The organism is Pseudomonas sp. LB3P81, assembly GCF_054897965.1.
Map to the genome: position 1 here is coordinate 636,670 of NZ_JBUBVG010000001.1, position 15,901 is coordinate 652,570.

At 61.0% G+C, this 15,901-nt stretch carries 11 protein-coding genes and 1 pseudogene; 6 read left to right on the forward strand and 6 right to left on the reverse strand.

Annotated elements, in window-relative coordinates:
* Positions 1 to 171 precede the first annotated feature (171 nt).
* Positions 172 to 1,278: a PilT/PilU family type 4a pilus ATPase gene (locus ACYZTL_RS02900; RefSeq protein ID WP_461950503.1), complete on the reverse strand. Its 1,107-nt coding sequence runs from the start codon at positions 1,276 to 1,278 to the stop codon at positions 172 to 174.
* Positions 1,279 to 1,399: 121 nt separating this feature from the next.
* On the opposite strand from ACYZTL_RS02900, the gene ACYZTL_RS02905 reads away from it, so the two are divergent.
* Positions 1,400 to 3,934 carry a PAS domain-containing hybrid sensor histidine kinase/response regulator gene (locus ACYZTL_RS02905; protein ID WP_461954242.1) on the forward strand — a complete coding sequence of 845 codons (2,535 nt, stop codon included), beginning with the start codon at positions 1,400 to 1,402 and terminating at the stop codon, positions 3,932 to 3,934.
* 95 nt (positions 3,935 to 4,029) lie between these two features.
* Positions 4,030 to 4,305 (forward strand): peptidylprolyl isomerase, encoded by a 276-nt coding sequence (locus tag ACYZTL_RS02910; protein WP_007898282.1) that lies wholly within the window; start codon positions 4,030 to 4,032, stop codon positions 4,303 to 4,305.
* A 108-nt stretch (positions 4,306 to 4,413) separates the two neighbouring features.
* Here the strand turns inward: ACYZTL_RS02910 and ACYZTL_RS02915 are convergent, their stop codons facing one another.
* The 5 genes and pseudogenes from ACYZTL_RS02915 to ACYZTL_RS02935 all read right to left on the reverse strand — a co-directional run.
* Positions 4,414 to 5,349 (reverse strand): sugar kinase, encoded by a 936-nt coding sequence (locus ACYZTL_RS02915; protein WP_461950504.1) that lies wholly within the window; start codon positions 5,347 to 5,349, stop codon positions 4,414 to 4,416.
* A gap of 57 nt (positions 5,350 to 5,406) precedes the next feature.
* On the reverse strand, positions 5,407 to 6,624 hold the full coding sequence (locus tag ACYZTL_RS02920) for an amino acid deaminase (RefSeq protein ID WP_461950505.1): 1,218 nt from the start codon (positions 6,622 to 6,624) through the stop codon (positions 5,407 to 5,409).
* 39 nt (positions 6,625 to 6,663) lie between these two features.
* The gene (locus tag ACYZTL_RS02925) at positions 6,664 to 7,428 is read right to left on the reverse strand and encodes an IclR family transcriptional regulator (RefSeq protein WP_214382970.1); all 765 of its coding nucleotides are present in this window, start codon (positions 7,426 to 7,428) and stop codon (positions 6,664 to 6,666) included.
* A 133-nt stretch (positions 7,429 to 7,561) separates the two neighbouring features.
* Complete coding sequence (locus ACYZTL_RS02930; RefSeq protein WP_461950506.1) at positions 7,562 to 7,951, reverse strand: RidA family protein; 390 nt, start codon at positions 7,949 to 7,951, stop codon at positions 7,562 to 7,564.
* Positions 7,952 to 7,982: 31 nt separating this feature from the next.
* Positions 7,983 to 8,110 (reverse strand): annotated as a pseudogene (locus ACYZTL_RS02935) (amino acid ABC transporter ATP-binding protein); the annotation flags it as partial.
* A 292-nt stretch (positions 8,111 to 8,402) separates the two neighbouring features.
* Here ACYZTL_RS02935 and wecB point away from each other — a divergent pair.
* The 4 genes from wecB to ACYZTL_RS02955 are packed head-to-tail and all read left to right on the forward strand — an operon-like array spanning position 8,403 to position 15,800.
* Positions 8,403 to 9,557, forward strand: coding sequence for a non-hydrolyzing UDP-N-acetylglucosamine 2-epimerase (wecB, locus tag ACYZTL_RS02940; RefSeq protein ID WP_461950507.1), 1,155 nt, complete (start codon positions 8,403 to 8,405; stop codon positions 9,555 to 9,557).
* Positions 9,554 to 11,728: a cyclic di-3',5'-guanylate-activated glycosyltransferase NfrB gene (gene nfrB / locus ACYZTL_RS02945; RefSeq protein WP_461950508.1), complete on the forward strand. Its 2,175-nt coding sequence runs from the start codon at positions 9,554 to 9,556 to the stop codon at positions 11,726 to 11,728. The genes wecB and nfrB overlap by 4 nt, the downstream gene beginning before the upstream one ends.
* Positions 11,725 to 14,892, forward strand: a complete 3,168-nt coding sequence (locus ACYZTL_RS02950; protein ID WP_461950509.1) for an NfrA family protein — start codon at positions 11,725 to 11,727, stop codon at positions 14,890 to 14,892. The genes nfrB and ACYZTL_RS02950 overlap by 4 nt, the downstream gene beginning before the upstream one ends.
* Positions 14,892 to 15,800, forward strand: a complete 909-nt coding sequence (locus tag ACYZTL_RS02955) for a DUF4434 family protein (protein ID WP_461950510.1) — start codon at positions 14,892 to 14,894, stop codon at positions 15,798 to 15,800. The genes ACYZTL_RS02950 and ACYZTL_RS02955 overlap by 1 nt, the downstream gene beginning before the upstream one ends.
* Positions 15,801 to 15,901 lie beyond the last annotated feature (101 nt).

Below are 15,901 nucleotides of genomic sequence, written 5' to 3' on the forward strand. Positions count from 1 at the left end.
TTGCCCCGCGACTCATTCGGTCGCGGGGCTTTTTTGTCTGCACACAATGTTGAATCCGCCACAGTCCCCTGTGGGAGCGGGCTTGCTCGCGAATGCGGTGTTTCAGTCGACATCATTGTTGTCTGACCCGACGCCTTCGCGAGCAAGCCCGCTCCCACAGGGGGTTCAGCGTTAATCCATCAGTCCCCAATCACCCGGCGAGTGAGGCCCGGGTGATGCTTCGGCATGCAACTTGAGCCGCAGGCGCAAATTGTTCACCGAATCCGCATGCTTCAGCGCTTCTTCTTCATCGATCGCACCTTCTTCAACCAATGCGAACAGCGCGCCATCGAACGTCTGCATGCCCTGCTCGGCAGACTTCTCCATGATCCCTTTGAGCTCATCAAATTCGTTGCGCCGGATCAGGTCACCGATGGTCGGCGTACCGAGCATCACTTCCACCGCCGCCCTTCGTTGACCATCACGGGTACGCACAAGCCGTTGGGAAACGAACGCTTTCAGATTGTTGCCCAGGTTATGCAGCAGCTGCGCCCGTCGTTCTTCCGGAAAGAAGTTGATGATGCGGTCCAGCGCCTGATTGGCGTTGTGGGCATGCAGGGTGGAAATCACCAGATGCCCGGTATCGGCAAATGCCAGCGCATGCTCCATGGTTTCGCGGTCGCGGATCTCGCCGATCAGCACCACATCCGGCGCCTGGCGCAGCGTGTTCTTCAACGCCGCATGAAAACTGCGGGTATCCACGCCGACCTCGCGCTGATTGATGATCGATTGCTTGTGCCGATGAATGTATTCGACCGGGTCTTCGATGGTGATGATGTGGCCGCTGCTGTGGCGGTTCCGATAATCGATCAGCGCCGCCAGTGAAGTAGACTTGCCCGAGTCGGTGGCGCCGACGAACAGCAACAGCCCTTGTTTGAGCATGACCGATTCCAGCAACACCGCGGGCAACTGGAGGTCTTCGAAACGCGGAATGTCGAGTTTGACATTACGCACCACGATCGACACATCGTTGCGCTGCTTGAAAATGTTGACCCGAAAACGCCCGACCCCCGTCAAAGAGATCGCCAGGTTCATCTCCAGCTCCCGATCGAACTCCAGCCGCTGCTCGGCGTCCATGATGGATGTGGCAATCGCTGTGATTTCCCCCGGTTTGAACGGCCGCTCGGTCAAGGGTTTGAGCACACCATCAAACCGCGCGCAGGGCGCCGCGCCGGTGGACAGGTACAGATCGGAACCTTCCTGGCTGGCCAGGATCTTCAACAGTGCATCGATTTCCATGGCAAAAAGCACCCGCGAAGCATTCAATGAACAGAAATGACCCCGAAAAACCGGTCATACAACGTCTACCGCCCAAGGATAGTAGATGCCCGCCACACTGACTGACGTGCAGGACACCTTGATGAGCGCATCACCGACCGGCAGCGATGCCCAGGCCTTGATTGCCAGACTGGACTGGACGCGCACCCCGCTGGGTGCCGCCAGTGCATGGCCGCAGAGCCTGCGTACGGCGGTGGACATCGTGATTCATTCACCGATGCCGATGCTGTTGCTGTGGGGCCCGGAGCTCACGCAGATCTACAACGACGGCTTCGCCCTGCTGGCCGGCCGCAAGCATCCGCACGCTTTCGGACAACCGACACACCAGATCTGGCCAGAACTCAAAGACTTTACCGACCCGATTTACAGCGCCGTCCTACAGGGCCAGGTGCGGACCTACAGCGAACAGCGCTTCACCCTGCAACACAACGATGATGATTCCGACTTCTGGCTGGATTTGACCTACAGCCCGATCCGCGATGAAAGCGCCGAGGTCGCCGGGATTCTGGTCACCGCCATCGAAACCAACGAACGCCGACGCATCGCCTTCGAACTGGAGCAGCGTTCAGCCGCCAGTCTGAAGGCTCAGCGCGAAACCGAGGAACGCCTGCAATTGGCGCTGGCGGCCACCGACGCCGTCGGCACCTGGGACTGGGACATCAGCGAAGACCGCTTCATCGCCGACGCGCACTTCGCCCAATTGCACGGCATTGACCCCCTCCTCGCCAGCCAACTGCCGATCAGCGACTACCTCAAGGCCGTGCACCCGGAAGACCGCTCGATGGTCACCCGCGGCATCAAGCACTGCATCACCCACGGCACCGAATACACCGAGGAATATCGCCTGCTGCAACCCGACGGCCAACTGCGCTGGGTATTTGCCCGGGGCCGTTGTTACAAGGATCACCATGGTCGGCCGATCCGTTTCCTCGGCGCCGCCCTGGACCTGACCGAACGCAAACATACCGAACAGGCCTTGCGCCAGAGCCAGACCGAGCTGCAACTGATCATCAACGCCATGCCGATCCTGATCAGTTACATCGACAGCGAGGAACGCTTTCGCCTGAACAACGCTGCGTACCTGGATTGGTACGGCCTGACGCCACAGGAACTTTACGGTCGGACCATTCGTGAGGTGCTGGGCGAAGAGGCCTACGCCTTGCGCGCCGAATACATCACCGAAGCACTCGCGGGCAGAACCTGCTGTTTCAGCATCAGCACGCCACACCGCGACGGCAGCATTCGCCAGGCCCTGATGAACTACCTGCCCCGCCACGGGCCGGACGGTGCGGTGAACGGTTTCTACATTTTCGTGATCGACGAAACCGAGCGTAAACAGACCGAAGAAGCCTTGCGCAACCTCAACGAAACCCTTGAAGAGCGCGTTGCCGCCCGCACCCGGCAATTGGCCGAAGCGAACGAGCGCCTGCAAAACGAGATGTTCGAACGCGAACGTGCTGAAGAGGCGTTGCGTCATGCACAGAAAATGGAGGCGGTCGGTCAGCTCACTGGCGGCATCGCCCATGACTTCAACAACATGCTCACCGGGATCATCGGCAGCCTTGACCTGATGCAGCGCTACATCGCCGACGGGCGTACCGCCGAGATCAGCCGTTTCACCGAAGCGGCGGTGTCGTCCGCCAACCGCGCGGCCGCCCTGACCCATCGCCTGCTGGCGTTCTCCCGGCGGCAGTCGCTGGATCGCAAGACGCTGAATGCCAACGAGCTGATTCATTCCCTGGAAGACCTGCTCAGCCGCACCAAGGGCGATCACATTGCGCTGAAACTGCAACTGGCCGATGAAGTCTGGCCGGTCAGCACCGACGTCAGCCAACTGGAAAACGCGTTGCTCAACCTGGTGATCAACGCCCGCGACGCCATGCCCGATGGCGGCGAGTTACTGATCGAAACCGCCAACGTGTATCTCGACAGCAATGACATCATCCCTCTGGAATCGGTCAAGGCCGGGGACTACGTGATGATTGCCGTCAGCGACAACGGCACCGGCATGACCCCGTCGGTGCTGGCCAAGGCGTTCGACCCGTTCTTCACCACTAAACCCATCGGCCAGGGCACCGGTCTTGGCCTGTCGATGATTTATGGTTTTGCCCAGCAGTCAGGTGGACACGTCAAACTCGACAGCCTTCCAGGCCAAGGCACCTGCGTTCGCCTTTACCTGCCGCGCCTGCATTTCCCGGAGCCAGAGAACACGCTGATGCCCTTCAACGGCGAGGCACCGGCGGCGATTGCCGGTGAAACCGTGATGTTGGTGGAAGACGATCCGGCCGTGCGCATGCTGGTCCTCGATTTGCTGAATGAGCTGGGTTATCACGCCCATGAAGCCGAAGATGCGAAGACCGCCCTGCCCTTGCTGGAGTCCGACTTGCGCGTTGATCTGCTCGTGACCGATGTCGGGCTGCCGGGCATGAACGGTCGGCAACTGGCCGAAATCGCGCGTCAGCACCGGCCGGAACTCAAGGTGCTGTTCATGACCGGTTACGCGGAGAAAGCCGCCGAACGCCAGGGATTCCTCGAGGAAGGCATGGACATGGTGGCCAAACCGTTTTCCATTGATCTGCTGGCCAACAAGATTCGCACGATGATCGGCCAACCGTAGGAGCTGCCGCAGGCTGCGATCTTTTCAGCAAGTTAAGGCATAATCGCGCGCGCCGATCGCCCCAACATAGCCACCACCGTTGCAAGGTACTGCCCATGAAAGCTCAAGCCCGCCATATTCTGGTGAAAACCTCGGAAGAAGCCGAGCAGCTCAAACAACGCATCGCAAAGGGCGAAGCCTTCGATGTGCTGGCCAAGAAATACTCCACCTGCCCGTCCGGCAAGCGCGGCGGTGATCTCGGTGAGGTGCGACCGGGGCAGATGGTCGGAGTGATTGACGCGGTGATCTTCAAGAAACCACTGCGGGTGGTGCATGGACCGATCAAAAGCAAGTTCGGGTATCACCTGGTGCAGGTGTTTTACCGGGATTGATCACAAATCCCTGTAGGAGCTGCCGAAGGCTGCGATCTTTTGATCTTGATTTCTAAGGGCAAGATCAAAAGATCGCAGCCTTCGGCAGCTCCTACATTGGGATGCATTTCAATTCTTGGGAATCAACGCACCCGGCACCTGAATCACCCGACTCGCCAACCGATGCCCCGCCTCGGCCGCCTCCACCGGGCTTCCACCCTTGAGCCGACTGGCCAAATACGCCGCACTGAACGAATCCCCCGCCGCCGTGGTGTCCACCACGCGTTCAACCTTCTGCGCCGGCACCTCGAACAACTCACCGTCACAACGAATCAGACAGGCCTCGGCGCCGCGCTTGAGCACCACTTCCGGCGTCCCCATCTGCGCGTAAGCGGCAAACACCGCCTCACAATCGGAACAATGGAACAGCGCCTGCTCGTCATCCACCGTCACAAACGCCAGATCGACATACGGCAACACGCTGCGATACGCCGCCCGGGCCTCCTCGATCGAGGCCCATAGGCGTGGCCGGTAGTTGTTGTCGAACACAATGCGCGCATCCCGCTGCCGAGCTTCGATCAAGGTTTCCAGCAGTTTCGCCCGACCTTGCTCGCCGAGCACCGCCAGGGTGATGCCGCTGAAATACAACACGTCGTAATCCGGCAACGCCGCGAGAATGGGTGCCGCGGCCGGGGTGGTGAAGCAATCACGGACCGCGGCTTCGTTGCGCCAGTAAAGAAAACGTCGCTCGCCGGCGGCGTCGGTCTGGATGCAATACAAACCGGGCAATCGGCCGGGCAAGCGCTGAACCATGCCCAGACCGATGTTTTCGTTGGCCCAACTCTGGCACATGGCGTCGCTGAAACTGTCATCGCCCAGGGCGGTGACGTAATCCACCGCGCCGCCCTCGCCCAGTTCGCGGGACAGGTAGACCGCAGTGTTCAACGTATCGCCGCCGAAGCTCTGTTGCAGACTGCTGTCGGGGCGTTGCTGCAGCTCGATCATGCATTCGCCGATCAGGGCGATGCGCGGGGTGTTGGGGCCGAGGGTGTTGATGGTGTTCATTGTTGTTGTGTCTTTGGTGGTTCGATGGTGTCTGGGAGGACGCCTCGGTCTCAAGCCTTAGAAACAGGTTTCCATGGTTTCAATGACATTCAACTGCTCATCCACCAGACACCCGATCCGCCACTTGTCAAACGTCAGGCACGGGTGCGAAGTCCCGAACGAAATGATGTCGCCTACCCGCAACTCAACCCCCGGCGCCACCGTCATGAACGCATGCTGGTCCATCACCGCCGTCACCTTGCAGGCCCTGACATCGTCGCCCGTCGCCGGCACCACACCGGCTTTGTAACGCAGCAACGGCACCGGCAGACCCGCGTCGTAGGCCACGTCGCGCTTGCCCAGTGCGATCACCGCGAAGCCCGGCTCCGGCAACGATTGCACGTGAGCCCAGACTTCCAGCGCCGGGCGCAGGCCTTCGTGCAAATCACTGCGGCGGTCGAGCACGCAGCATTGCGCTTCTTTATAGATGCCATGGTCGTGCGCCACGTAACTGCCGGGGCGCAACACGCTGAGGAAACGTCCGCCGGCGTTCTGCGATTCGAAGGATTCGGCGATCAGGTCGTACCAGGCCGAACCCGACGCGGTGATGATCGGCTTGGCAATGGCGAACGCGCCGCTGTCCTGCAACTGCACCGCCAAACGCACCAACGACGCGGCGAACTCGCGGATGCCGGTGACGGCATGATCGCCATGGATCACGCCTTCGTAGCCTTCGATGCCCGTCAGCGCCAATGCCGGTTGGGCGTTGATGGCCTTGGCCAGCGCGAGCACTTCCTCTTCGGTGCGGCAACCGCAACGACCGCCGAACACGCCGTACTCGATCATCACGTTCAAGCGCACACCGCGCGAAGCGAAGTAAGCACCGAGGTCAGCGACGTTGTCCGGGTGATCGACCATGCAATGGAAATCGAACGTCGGGTCCGCCAGCAGATCGGCGATCAGCGCCATGTTCGGCGTACCGACCAATTGGTTGGCCATCAGCACCCGACGCACGCCATGGGCGTACGCCGCGCGGGTTTGCGTGGCGCTGGCCAGGGTGATTCCCCAGGCGCCGGCATCCAGTTGGCGGCGAAACAGCGCCGGGGTCATGCTGGTTTTGCCGTGAGGCGCGAGTTCGGCGCCGCTGTTGCTGACGAACGCCTGCATCCAGCGAATGTTGTGCTCCAGCGCTTCGCGGTGCAGCACCAGCGCCGGCAGGCTGACGTCGCGCACCAGATTGGCACCGGTCTGGGCAAAGCCCTTTTCCACGGCGGCAGCATTTTGGGCAGTAGACATGGTCGAACTCCTCACATTCGCGGTCGCAGGCAGCCGCTGTTATTCGTTGATACGCCGGGCGAGGCTGTTGGCGCTGTCGATCAGCACCCGGCGATAGTCGTTGTAATTGTTTTTGGCATCGGCCCGTGGAGCGACGATGCACAGGGTCGCAATGGCAATGCCGTTCGGGTCTTTGACCGGGGCGGCGAAGCAATGGGTAAAGGTGTCGGCGACGCTATCGAAGGAGAAAAAACCGTCGATACCGGCCTGACGGATTTCACCAAGAAACTGCTCCAGCGGCAGGCGTTCGCCGTTGGGCAGGATGAAGTCATCGTGGTCGATCAGGTCGATGATTGCCTGGTCGCTCAGGTGCGCCAGCAACAGGCGTCCGGATGCGGTCCAGGGTATCGGTGCGTTTTCGCCGATGTCCGAGGAAATGCGGAAATGCCGCTCGCCCTCTTTCATCAGGGCCACGGTGTATTTGCGCCCGTTGAGCAGGCACATCTGCGCGGTTTCACGGGTCTGGCTGACGATCTCCTGCAAGGCATGATCGGCCTCGCGGGTCAGGTCGAAATGGCGTAAGTGCGCCTGGCCGAGGAAGTACAGCTGACGGCCGAGGTAGACGTGACCGTCCTTGCCGACGGGCTCGAGAATCCGCCGCTCCAGCAGCGAGGCCACCAGTTCGTAGACCGTGGATTTGGGGCTGCCGATACCGCTGGCGATTTCATTCGGACGCAGGGGCTGGCCGATCTCCTTGAGGAAATCGAGGATATCGAACGCCCGGTCCAGACCGCGAGCCCGGCGCTTGATGGTGTCTTCGGTCATGTCAGTAATCCCCAATCAAATTCGCCCCGTAGGAGCTGCCGCAGGCTGCGATCTTTTGATCTTGCCTTTGCGGCATGTCCAAAAACGCCAAAAGATCGCAGCCTTCGGCAGCTCCTACAAGAGCGAACGCCACTCAGGCCTTTTTCTTGTACGCAATGCAGTCGATCTCGACCTTGCAATCAACCATCATGTTCGCCTGCACACAGGCGCGGGCCGGCGCATGTTCCGGGCTGAAGTACTCGGAAAACACCTTGTTGAAACTCCAGAAATCCCGCGGGTCTTCCAGCCACACGCCGGTGCGCACCACGTCTTCCAGGCCATAACCGGCCTCTTCGAGAATGGCGATCAGGTTCTTCATGGTCTGGTGAGTCTGCTCGACGATGCCACCCACAATGATTTCGCCATCCAGCGCCGGCACTTGCCCGGACACGTGCAGCCAGCCATCGGCTTCAACGGCGCGAGCGAAAGGACGGGGCTGGCCGCCACCGGCGGTGCTGCCGATGCCGTAACGAGTAATGCTCATGAGTGTTTCTCCTGTTTGAGATATGAAAGTTCTAAAACCGCGTGTTCTTCAGAAACTCAGCCAGACGCAGGATTGCGGACGTTCGAACAGCTCCTTGGGTGGCTCCTGATTCATGAAAACGATCTTGTCCGAGACCTCGAAAGCGAAGCGCATTTCGTGATTCCAGGATGATGGTTATTCCGCTATAGCGGAACATGGTTCGCACCAACGGAATAGATGACAGAAAGTGTGCCACAGGTTGCGAGGCGAATGCAGGGGAAAGTGAAACGTGTTTTGAATCAGCATGTCCGAATTCCGGTCGGAAAATCCCATCTGAAGAACAGGAGCCCCCACGCCAACAGGCATTGGACAACCTCGGATTAGACTGCTTTGCTTGATTCACTAGCGGGGGTAATAAACGACCTCAATAGCTGAGACACAACTGGGCGTTTGCTGTCCCCAGGAGAAGTCCATGACTTTCAAAGTCATGATGGTTTTCGGTACACGTCCGGAGGCCATCAAGATGGCGCCGCTTGCCAGAGTGTTGCGTCAATGGCCCGGGATCAAACTGAACATCTGTTCCACCGGCCAACACCGGGAGATGCTCAACCAAGTGCTGGATTCCTTCGAACTGACGATCGACGAAGACCTGCAGGTGATGACTCAGGGCCAGACCCTCAACGGATTGTCACAACAACTGCTGATCAAGCTCGATCAGGCTTACGAGCGGGTGAACCCCGACATCGTGCTGGTCCACGGCGATACCACCACCAGCTTCATTGCCGCCCTCGCCGCCTTCAACCGGCAATTGCCCATCGGCCACGTCGAGGCCGGTTTGCGTACCGGTAACCTGCGCGCACCGTGGCCGGAAGAAGCCAACCGCCGCTTGACAGGCGTCATCGCCGACCTGCATTTCACACCGACCACCAAGGGCGAAAATAACCTGCTGCGTGAAAACGTGCCCAAAGCCAATATTGAAGTCACTGGCAACACGGTGATCGATGCGCTGCTGTGGATGCGCACGCATCAGGAGGACATTCACTGGCACCCGGCTACTGATTCGCCTCTGGCCGTGCTCGACAACAATCGTCGGATGGTGCTCATCACCGGCCACCGCCGGGAGAATTTCGGCCATGGTTTCCGTAACATCTGCCAGGCGCTCGCCGACCTCGCGGTGCGCTACCCGGATGTGCAATTCGTCTACCCGGTGCACCTGAATCCGCAGGTGCAGAAAGCCGTGTATGGCGTGCTGTCGGACAAGCCGAACATTTATCTGGTGGCGCCGCAGGATTATCAGCATTTCGTCTGGCTGATGGGCCGTGCGCATTTCATCCTCACCGATTCGGGCGGTATCCAGGAGGAAGCCCCTGCTATCGCCAAGCCGCTGCTGGTGCTGCGTGAGGTGACTGAACGGCCGTCCGTGCTCGAAGGCGGGACCGTGTTGCTGGTCGGCACCAACACCGATCGCATCGTCAAGGAAGCCAGCCGGTTGCTGGATGACGAGGCTCACTTCGAGCGCATGAGCCGCGTGCACAGCCCTTATGGTGACGGCCACGCCAGCGAACGCATTGCCACCCGTCTGGGCGAGTGGCTGAGCGAACACTCGGCGGCGGTCAAAGCGCGATGACTTTCGGTGTTGTCGATTTTTTTGCCTACGTCCTGTTCGGTCTCAAATACCTCGCGATCACCCTGGCGCTGTTGATGTTCATCCTCGGGCTCGATGACCTGTTCATCGACCTCGTGTACTGGGGCCGCAAGCTGGTCCGGCGCTGGCGGATCTATGAAAAATTCAAGCGCGCCGATGAGGAACGTCTGTACGCCATTGCCGAAAAACCACTGGCGATCATGGTCCCGGCGTGGAACGAAGTCGGTGTGGTTGGCGAGATGGCGCGCCTCGCGGCGTCGACCCTCGATTACGAGAACTATCAGATATTCGTCGGCACTTACCCCAACGATGCCGAGACCCAGGCCGACGTCGATGCGGTCTGTCAGCACTATCCCAACGTACACAAAGTGGTCTGCGCCCGCCCCGGCCCCACCAGTAAGGCCGACTGCCTGAACAACATCATCGACGCGATCCTGCGCTTTGAAAGCGAAGCGAAAATCCAGTTCGCCGGGTTCATCCTGCACGATGCCGAAGACGTGATTTCGCCCATGGAGTTGCGCCTCTTCAACTACCTTCTGCCGGCCAAGGACCTGATCCAGATTCCGGTCTACCCCTATGCACCGGAATGGCGAGGCTTCACCGCCGGGCACTATGTCGACGAATTTGCCGAGAACCACGGCAAGGACGTGATCGTCCGCGAAGCCATGACCGGCCAGGTACCCAGCGCCGGCGTCGGCACCTGCTTCAGCCGTAAAGCCATCAGTGCCCTGCTCGAAGACGGCGACGGCATTGCCTTCGACGTGCAGAGCCTGACTGAAGACTACGACATTGGTTTCCGTCTCAAGCAAAAAGGCATGAAGTGCATCTTCGCCCGCTATTCGGTGACCGATCCGAAACTGGCGCTCGAACAACCCTGGGTGTTCGGCATGGACCGCGTGTTTTCCCAGGTGATCTGCGTGCGCGAGCATTTCCCTCGGGACTTGCAGCATGCCATCCGGCAGAAATCCCGCTGGATCGTCGGCATCGTGTTTCAGGGCACCAAGAACCTCGGCTGGAGCCCCAAGGGTGTGCTCAATTATTTTCTGTGGCGTGATCGTCGCGGCATGATCGCCTACTTGCTGAGTTTCCTGGTCAACCTGCTGTTCCTGGCGCTGCTGGCGATGTGGCTGGTGACAATAATTGCGCCCGAGGCCTGGCGCTACCCATCGATCCTGTCCAACAGTCCGCTGCTCGCGACCCTGCTGTGGCTCAACGGTTTGATGCTGATCAATCGGTTGTTCCAGCGCGCCTGGTTTGTCACCCGCTACTACGGTTTGATCGAAGGCCTGCTGTCGGCGCCGCGGATGATGTGGAGCAACTTCATCAACTTCTTCGCCAACGTGCGAGCACTGCGACAGGTCATGGAGATGGGCGATTCGCGCCGCGTGGCGTGGGACAAGACCACCCATGAGTTCCCGGCCCTGACCAAGGCCCAGCGCACCCCGCTCGGGCATCGACTGGTGGAAAAAGGCCTGCTCACCGAAGAGCAGCTGGAAGCGGCGATCACCAGCCCGATACGGCGCCGTCTGGGCCACGAACTGCTGTTGCGCGAACACATCAACAGCACGCAACTGGTGGAAACCCTCGCCGAACAACTGGACCTCGAATGGGCGCCGCTGAACCCGTTCAAGCTCGACAAACGCCTGATCGACGCCGTGCCGCGCAAGATTGCCTCGCACTACGGCGTGCTGCCGGTGGCCGAAGAAGGCCACACGCTGGTGCTCGCCTCCGAGGGGCCGGTGAGCCAGGTCTCCCTCGGCGCCATCAGCCGTCAATTGAAACGCCCGGTGCGCTGCCGTCTCGCGCCTCAGGGCCGGGTCACGCTGGGTATCCGTTACTGGTACGCCAGCCCCCGTCAGAATGAAGAAGTCCACCACATGCTCGAAGTGCTTGAGCGCCATCAGGACGATGAAGCCTTGCTCGAACGCGTCAGTCATCACCAGGTGCTCCTGGGTAACCTGCTGCAAGTGCGCGGCATGGTGCCGCCGAGTCTGTTCAATCAGGCCTTGATCGACTTCGATGCCGAGCACATGTCCTTGGGCGAGCACCTTATCGCGCGCGGCATGATCACTCAGGAAATCCTCGAACAGGCCCTGGCGGATCAGGCCAGCGAACAACAAGCCGCCTACCGCATTGTCCGGGAGGTCGCATGAAGCCTGTTAATCGTCATGCCCTGCTCGTCGGCACCCTGTTACTGAGTCTGACTACCGCAACGTGGGTGCAGGCAGAACCGCTGAGCGAGTTCGAACAATTTCGCAGTTTCCCCTACATGGATCGCAGCTACCGCGAAGCGAAAAAAGGCAACTGGGCCGAAGTCGAACGGCTGATGCGTCACCTGCTGGCCATGGTGCCGAAAAACGATGAAGCCCGTGCCCTGCTGGTGGAAGCGTTGGCCAAGCAACGACGTTACAAAGATGCCGAGCAAGCGTTGCCCGACAATCCGGATAACAACGACGCCCTGCTCAACCTGCGCCTGACCTGGATCGAACAGGACCCGCCGGGAAGCGAGCAGGTGGAAAAATGGCTGACCACCAGCAACCTCAATCAGCGTGTACGCCTGTGGCAGGCCTACAGCCTGAGCCTCGCCAGGTTTGGTGGCGCGGGCCGGGCCCACGACTGGCTGGCGCAACTGACGCCCAAGGGTGACGACAAGATCCTGCGCCTAGCCCGCGCCAACTGGTCGGAGCAATTGGGCGACTGGAACGGGACCATCGAGCAACTGGCACCACTGGCCGCCAGCAAGCAATTGGACGCCGAAGGTTGGCAGCGACTGGCCAATGCGTACGTGCAACGTCTCGACGAACAGCCGTTGCAGCAATTATTGCAACAGGCGCCGACACCCGAAGCGGCGCGCAAGGCCCGGCTTGCGATGATTGATCGGGCGATCGCCATGGGCCACGTCCAGCAGGCCCAGCGCTGGATTCAATCGTTGCCGGCCAGCGATCTGGCTGATCCGGCGCAACGCCATCGCCTGTGGGAATTGGCGCGGCAGACCGGCGATGTGCCTACCGTGCAACGCTTGAGTGGCGAATTGCAGCGTCCGTGCCTGGAAACGGCCGAATGGCTGTCCGGTCGCGATCCGGAAGCCGCACGCACGCAACTGCGTAACTGCCAACCGAACGACGACCCGCAAACCTGGCTGATCCTGGCCCAGCGCCTGCAGGCCACCGAGCTGTTGCAAAACACGCGACTGCCCGAACCCTGGGATAGCCGTCGGCAGGCACGACTACTGGATATCTGGCAGGAACAGGGCCAGAGCGACAAAGTCATGGCCTGGCTCGCCGGCCAGCCACAGACCGCTGACGTGGTGAAACGTCGGGCCGAACGAGTTCAGGCGTTGGGGCGCAATACCGAAGCGGCAACGCTTTGGGAGCGCCACTACCAGCAGACCGGCAACCTCGGTTCGCTCAATCAGGCGACGTATCTGGCGCTGAACGCCGGTCAGCGTGAACACGCGCAACAGTTGCTCGAAAGCGCTTACGACCGTCACGACGGCAAGTTACCCGTCGCCATGCTGCAACGGCTGGCGGGGCTCTATGCATCGTCGACGCCGACCCTCGCGCAGCAGAAACGCAGGGTGTCGCTGCTCAATCGCGTCGATCCCGCCACGCGCGGCCAACTGCTGGCGCAACTGGCCGAGAAAGGTCAGTGCGAGGCGGTGCAACAAGCGATCGGCAACCACCCGCAAGTCGCCGGCGACTATCGTGCCTTGGGCCGTTGTGCCATGCCGGATCGGCCGGGCGAAGCAGTCGTCTATTACCAGGCGGCAGAAAAACTCGGCGACCGAGGCAGCCGTCTGCCACTGGCGTATGCCCTGGAAGCGGCCGGAGATTCATCCGGTGCCCTGGCCATTTGGCGCAGCCTGCCGGAGGCCGAACTGAGCGATAACGCCAAACTGACGGCCAGTCGCAGCGCCCTCACCGCTGGCGATCCTCAGGCGGCGCAACGTTACTGGCAACACAGTCACGCCCGGGGCGCCAATGAGTGGGCGCTCGGTGCTGCCATCGCCGACGCTCGCGGCGATCATGCACAGGCGTTGCAGCGCCAACGCTCAGCCTTGCAACAGGCGCCGGATGCCAGTCATTTTTATGCGGCGTCGGTCACCGCGCAAAAGGCCGGCGAACTGGAGCAAAGCACCGCATGGCTGGCGGAAGCCGTACGCCGCGAGCCGAACAACCCGCGTTATCGCGCCGATTACGGCATGCGTCTGGCCGGTGCTGGCACGCGGGAACAACGCGCCCACGCCATCCCGTATCTGCAAAGCGCCACCCGGGATTTCCCGGAAGACTATCGCCTCGGCGAAACCCTCGCGCTGCGTTATGACGAAGTCGAAGACAGCGCGGCGGCGCGCAAGGAACTGCGCAGGGTCATTGATCTGGAACAGCACCCGGTGGCCGCCGACGATGAGGACGGCAGCATGGAAGCCAGACGTTATCGCCAGCGCCGCGCGCACGAAACCTTGTCCCGCCGCGACAGCCGCACGCTTGCCAGCACCTGGTCACCGGCCGGGGTGTCGACCAACGACAGCTTCCGCCCCGACGGCAACCGCAGCGACACATCACGGCGCGCCACCTCGCAAAATGTGCAAGTGGCGATCTGGGACCACGCGCTCGGTGAAGAACCGAGCCGCGCCGGCAGCACGTTGTCGGTCTACGGCCGCGTGTTGCTCGGCGGCCAGGGCCGATCGAGTTACGCTGAATCCCTCGGCACCGGCGTGGGTCTGCGTTACAAGCCCTGGGGCACGGCGAACATCAACTTCTATGGCGAGCTCTACAAGCAGAGTACGTTCGATGACAACGACAATCAGCGCTTGAGCCTGGGCCAATTGCTGATTCCCGAAAAGCTGGCCGACCAGTTCCACGATCACCGCCAGGACGGCCACACCAGCACCGATTACCTGCTGCGCGCCACCGCGTCATTCCTTGATCAGGGACGGTTTCGCAACGACTGGCGCGTCGATGAAAACGACTGGGAAGAACGCTTCCTTTACCTCGACGCGGCGTGGTGGACCAAGGCCGGCGATCACCAATGGCTGTCGCGATTCCAGCAAGGTCACACCTGGAAGCTGCCGTTCAACGGCGCGCAAACCGTCATGCCGTACGGCTTTCTCGAGTTCGCCACACAGGATCCGAGCAACGACTGGCGCCAGGACCTGCGCACCGGTATCGGCGTGCGTTGGCAATGGTGGTTCGACGACGACATCTACAACGCCTACCGCGCACACCTGACGGTTCGCACCGAATATCAGCAATCCCTGAGCGGCAATCTGTATGAAGGCGGGAACGGCGTGCTGCTGGGCGTGGAGTTGAATTTCTGATGACTCGACTTCTTCTGGTTTTTTGCCTGTTACTGAGCAGCACAATGGCCCGCGCCGATGAGCGGATTTTTTATCAACCGCTGAACGTCGACGCCGGTCTGAGCCAGGCGCAATGGCAGCGGATCTGGCAAGACAGCGCCAGACACGGCGTGCAGACCGTCATCGTGCAATGGACGGCGTACGGTGATTCGAACTTTGGTGGCGTCAACGGCTGGCTCGCCAACAGTCTGAAGCTGGCCCACGAGCAAGGCCTGAAACTGGTGCTGGGCCTGCGCATGGACCCGGCCTATTACCAGCGCATCAATGAGCTGGACAGCGCCGGGCTCGCGGCTTATTGGCAGGCACAACTCGGGCAGTCGCTGGCTCAGCAACAGCGGCTGCGCCAGGACTGGAAGCTGCCGGTCAGCGGTTGGTACCTACCGCTGGAACTCGACGACTTTCACTTCCTGGCGGTCGATCGACGGCAAACCCTGCAGCGCCAGCTCAAGGATTTCGCCGGCAAACTGGACGCACCGTTGCACGTCAGCGCCTTCACTGTCGGCAAGCTCGCGCCGCAGGTGAACGGCCAGTGGCTGGGTGGTCTCGCGGGTATCGGTGTTCAGGTCTGGTGGCAGGACGGCGCCGGCACCGGTCGTTTGCCGCCACTGGTGCGCAACGGCTATGCCAGCGCACTGCCCTGCCCGGTCGGCATCGTGCGCGAAGCCTTCCGGCAGGTCAGCGCCGAGGGCCAACCGTTTCGCGCGGAACCGGCCACTCCGGACACCACGTCGGCAGGCTGCCACTCAACGGCCGTGTTTTCCCTGCGTTATCGGCCGTGGGGCAAAGTGATTCTCGACAACCAACGCAAGCACCAGGTCGGCGATATTTCAAAACATAGGGGGAATGATCGGACTACCTTTCATCAATAGGGCTGAGTCGTATTGGAGTCAGCCTTCGCGAGCAAGTCGAATCGTCGCACCGCCGCTCCCACAGTTTGACCGCGTTCGTCCGGATAACGCGGTCAAACTGT

Coding starts and splice junctions, on each gene's coding strand:
- ACYZTL_RS02955 (WP_461950510.1), top strand. CDS start 14,892: ATGACTCGACTTCTTCTGGTTTTTTGCCTGTTACTGAGCAGCACAATG.
- ACYZTL_RS02910 (WP_007898282.1), top strand. CDS start 4,030: ATGAAAGCTCAAGCCCGCCATATTCTGGTGAAAACCTCGGAAGAAGCC.
- ACYZTL_RS02905 (WP_461954242.1), top strand. CDS start 1,400: ATGAGCGCATCACCGACCGGCAGCGATGCCCAGGCCTTGATTGCCAGA.
- ACYZTL_RS02925 (WP_214382970.1), bottom strand. CDS start 7,428: ATGACCGAAGACACCATCAAGCGCCGGGCTCGCGGTCTGGACCGGGCG.
- wecB (WP_461950507.1), top strand. CDS start 8,403: ATGACTTTCAAAGTCATGATGGTTTTCGGTACACGTCCGGAGGCCATC.
- ACYZTL_RS02915 (WP_461950504.1), bottom strand. CDS start 5,349: ATGAACACCATCAACACCCTCGGCCCCAACACCCCGCGCATCGCCCTG.
- ACYZTL_RS02950 (WP_461950509.1), top strand. CDS start 11,725: ATGAAGCCTGTTAATCGTCATGCCCTGCTCGTCGGCACCCTGTTACTG.
- ACYZTL_RS02920 (WP_461950505.1), bottom strand. CDS start 6,624: ATGTCTACTGCCCAAAATGCTGCCGCCGTGGAAAAGGGCTTTGCCCAG.
- ACYZTL_RS02900 (WP_461950503.1), bottom strand. CDS start 1,278: ATGGAAATCGATGCACTGTTGAAGATCCTGGCCAGCCAGGAAGGTTCC.
- nfrB (WP_461950508.1), top strand. CDS start 9,554: ATGACTTTCGGTGTTGTCGATTTTTTTGCCTACGTCCTGTTCGGTCTC.
- ACYZTL_RS02930 (WP_461950506.1), bottom strand. CDS start 7,951: ATGAGCATTACTCGTTACGGCATCGGCAGCACCGCCGGTGGCGGCCAG.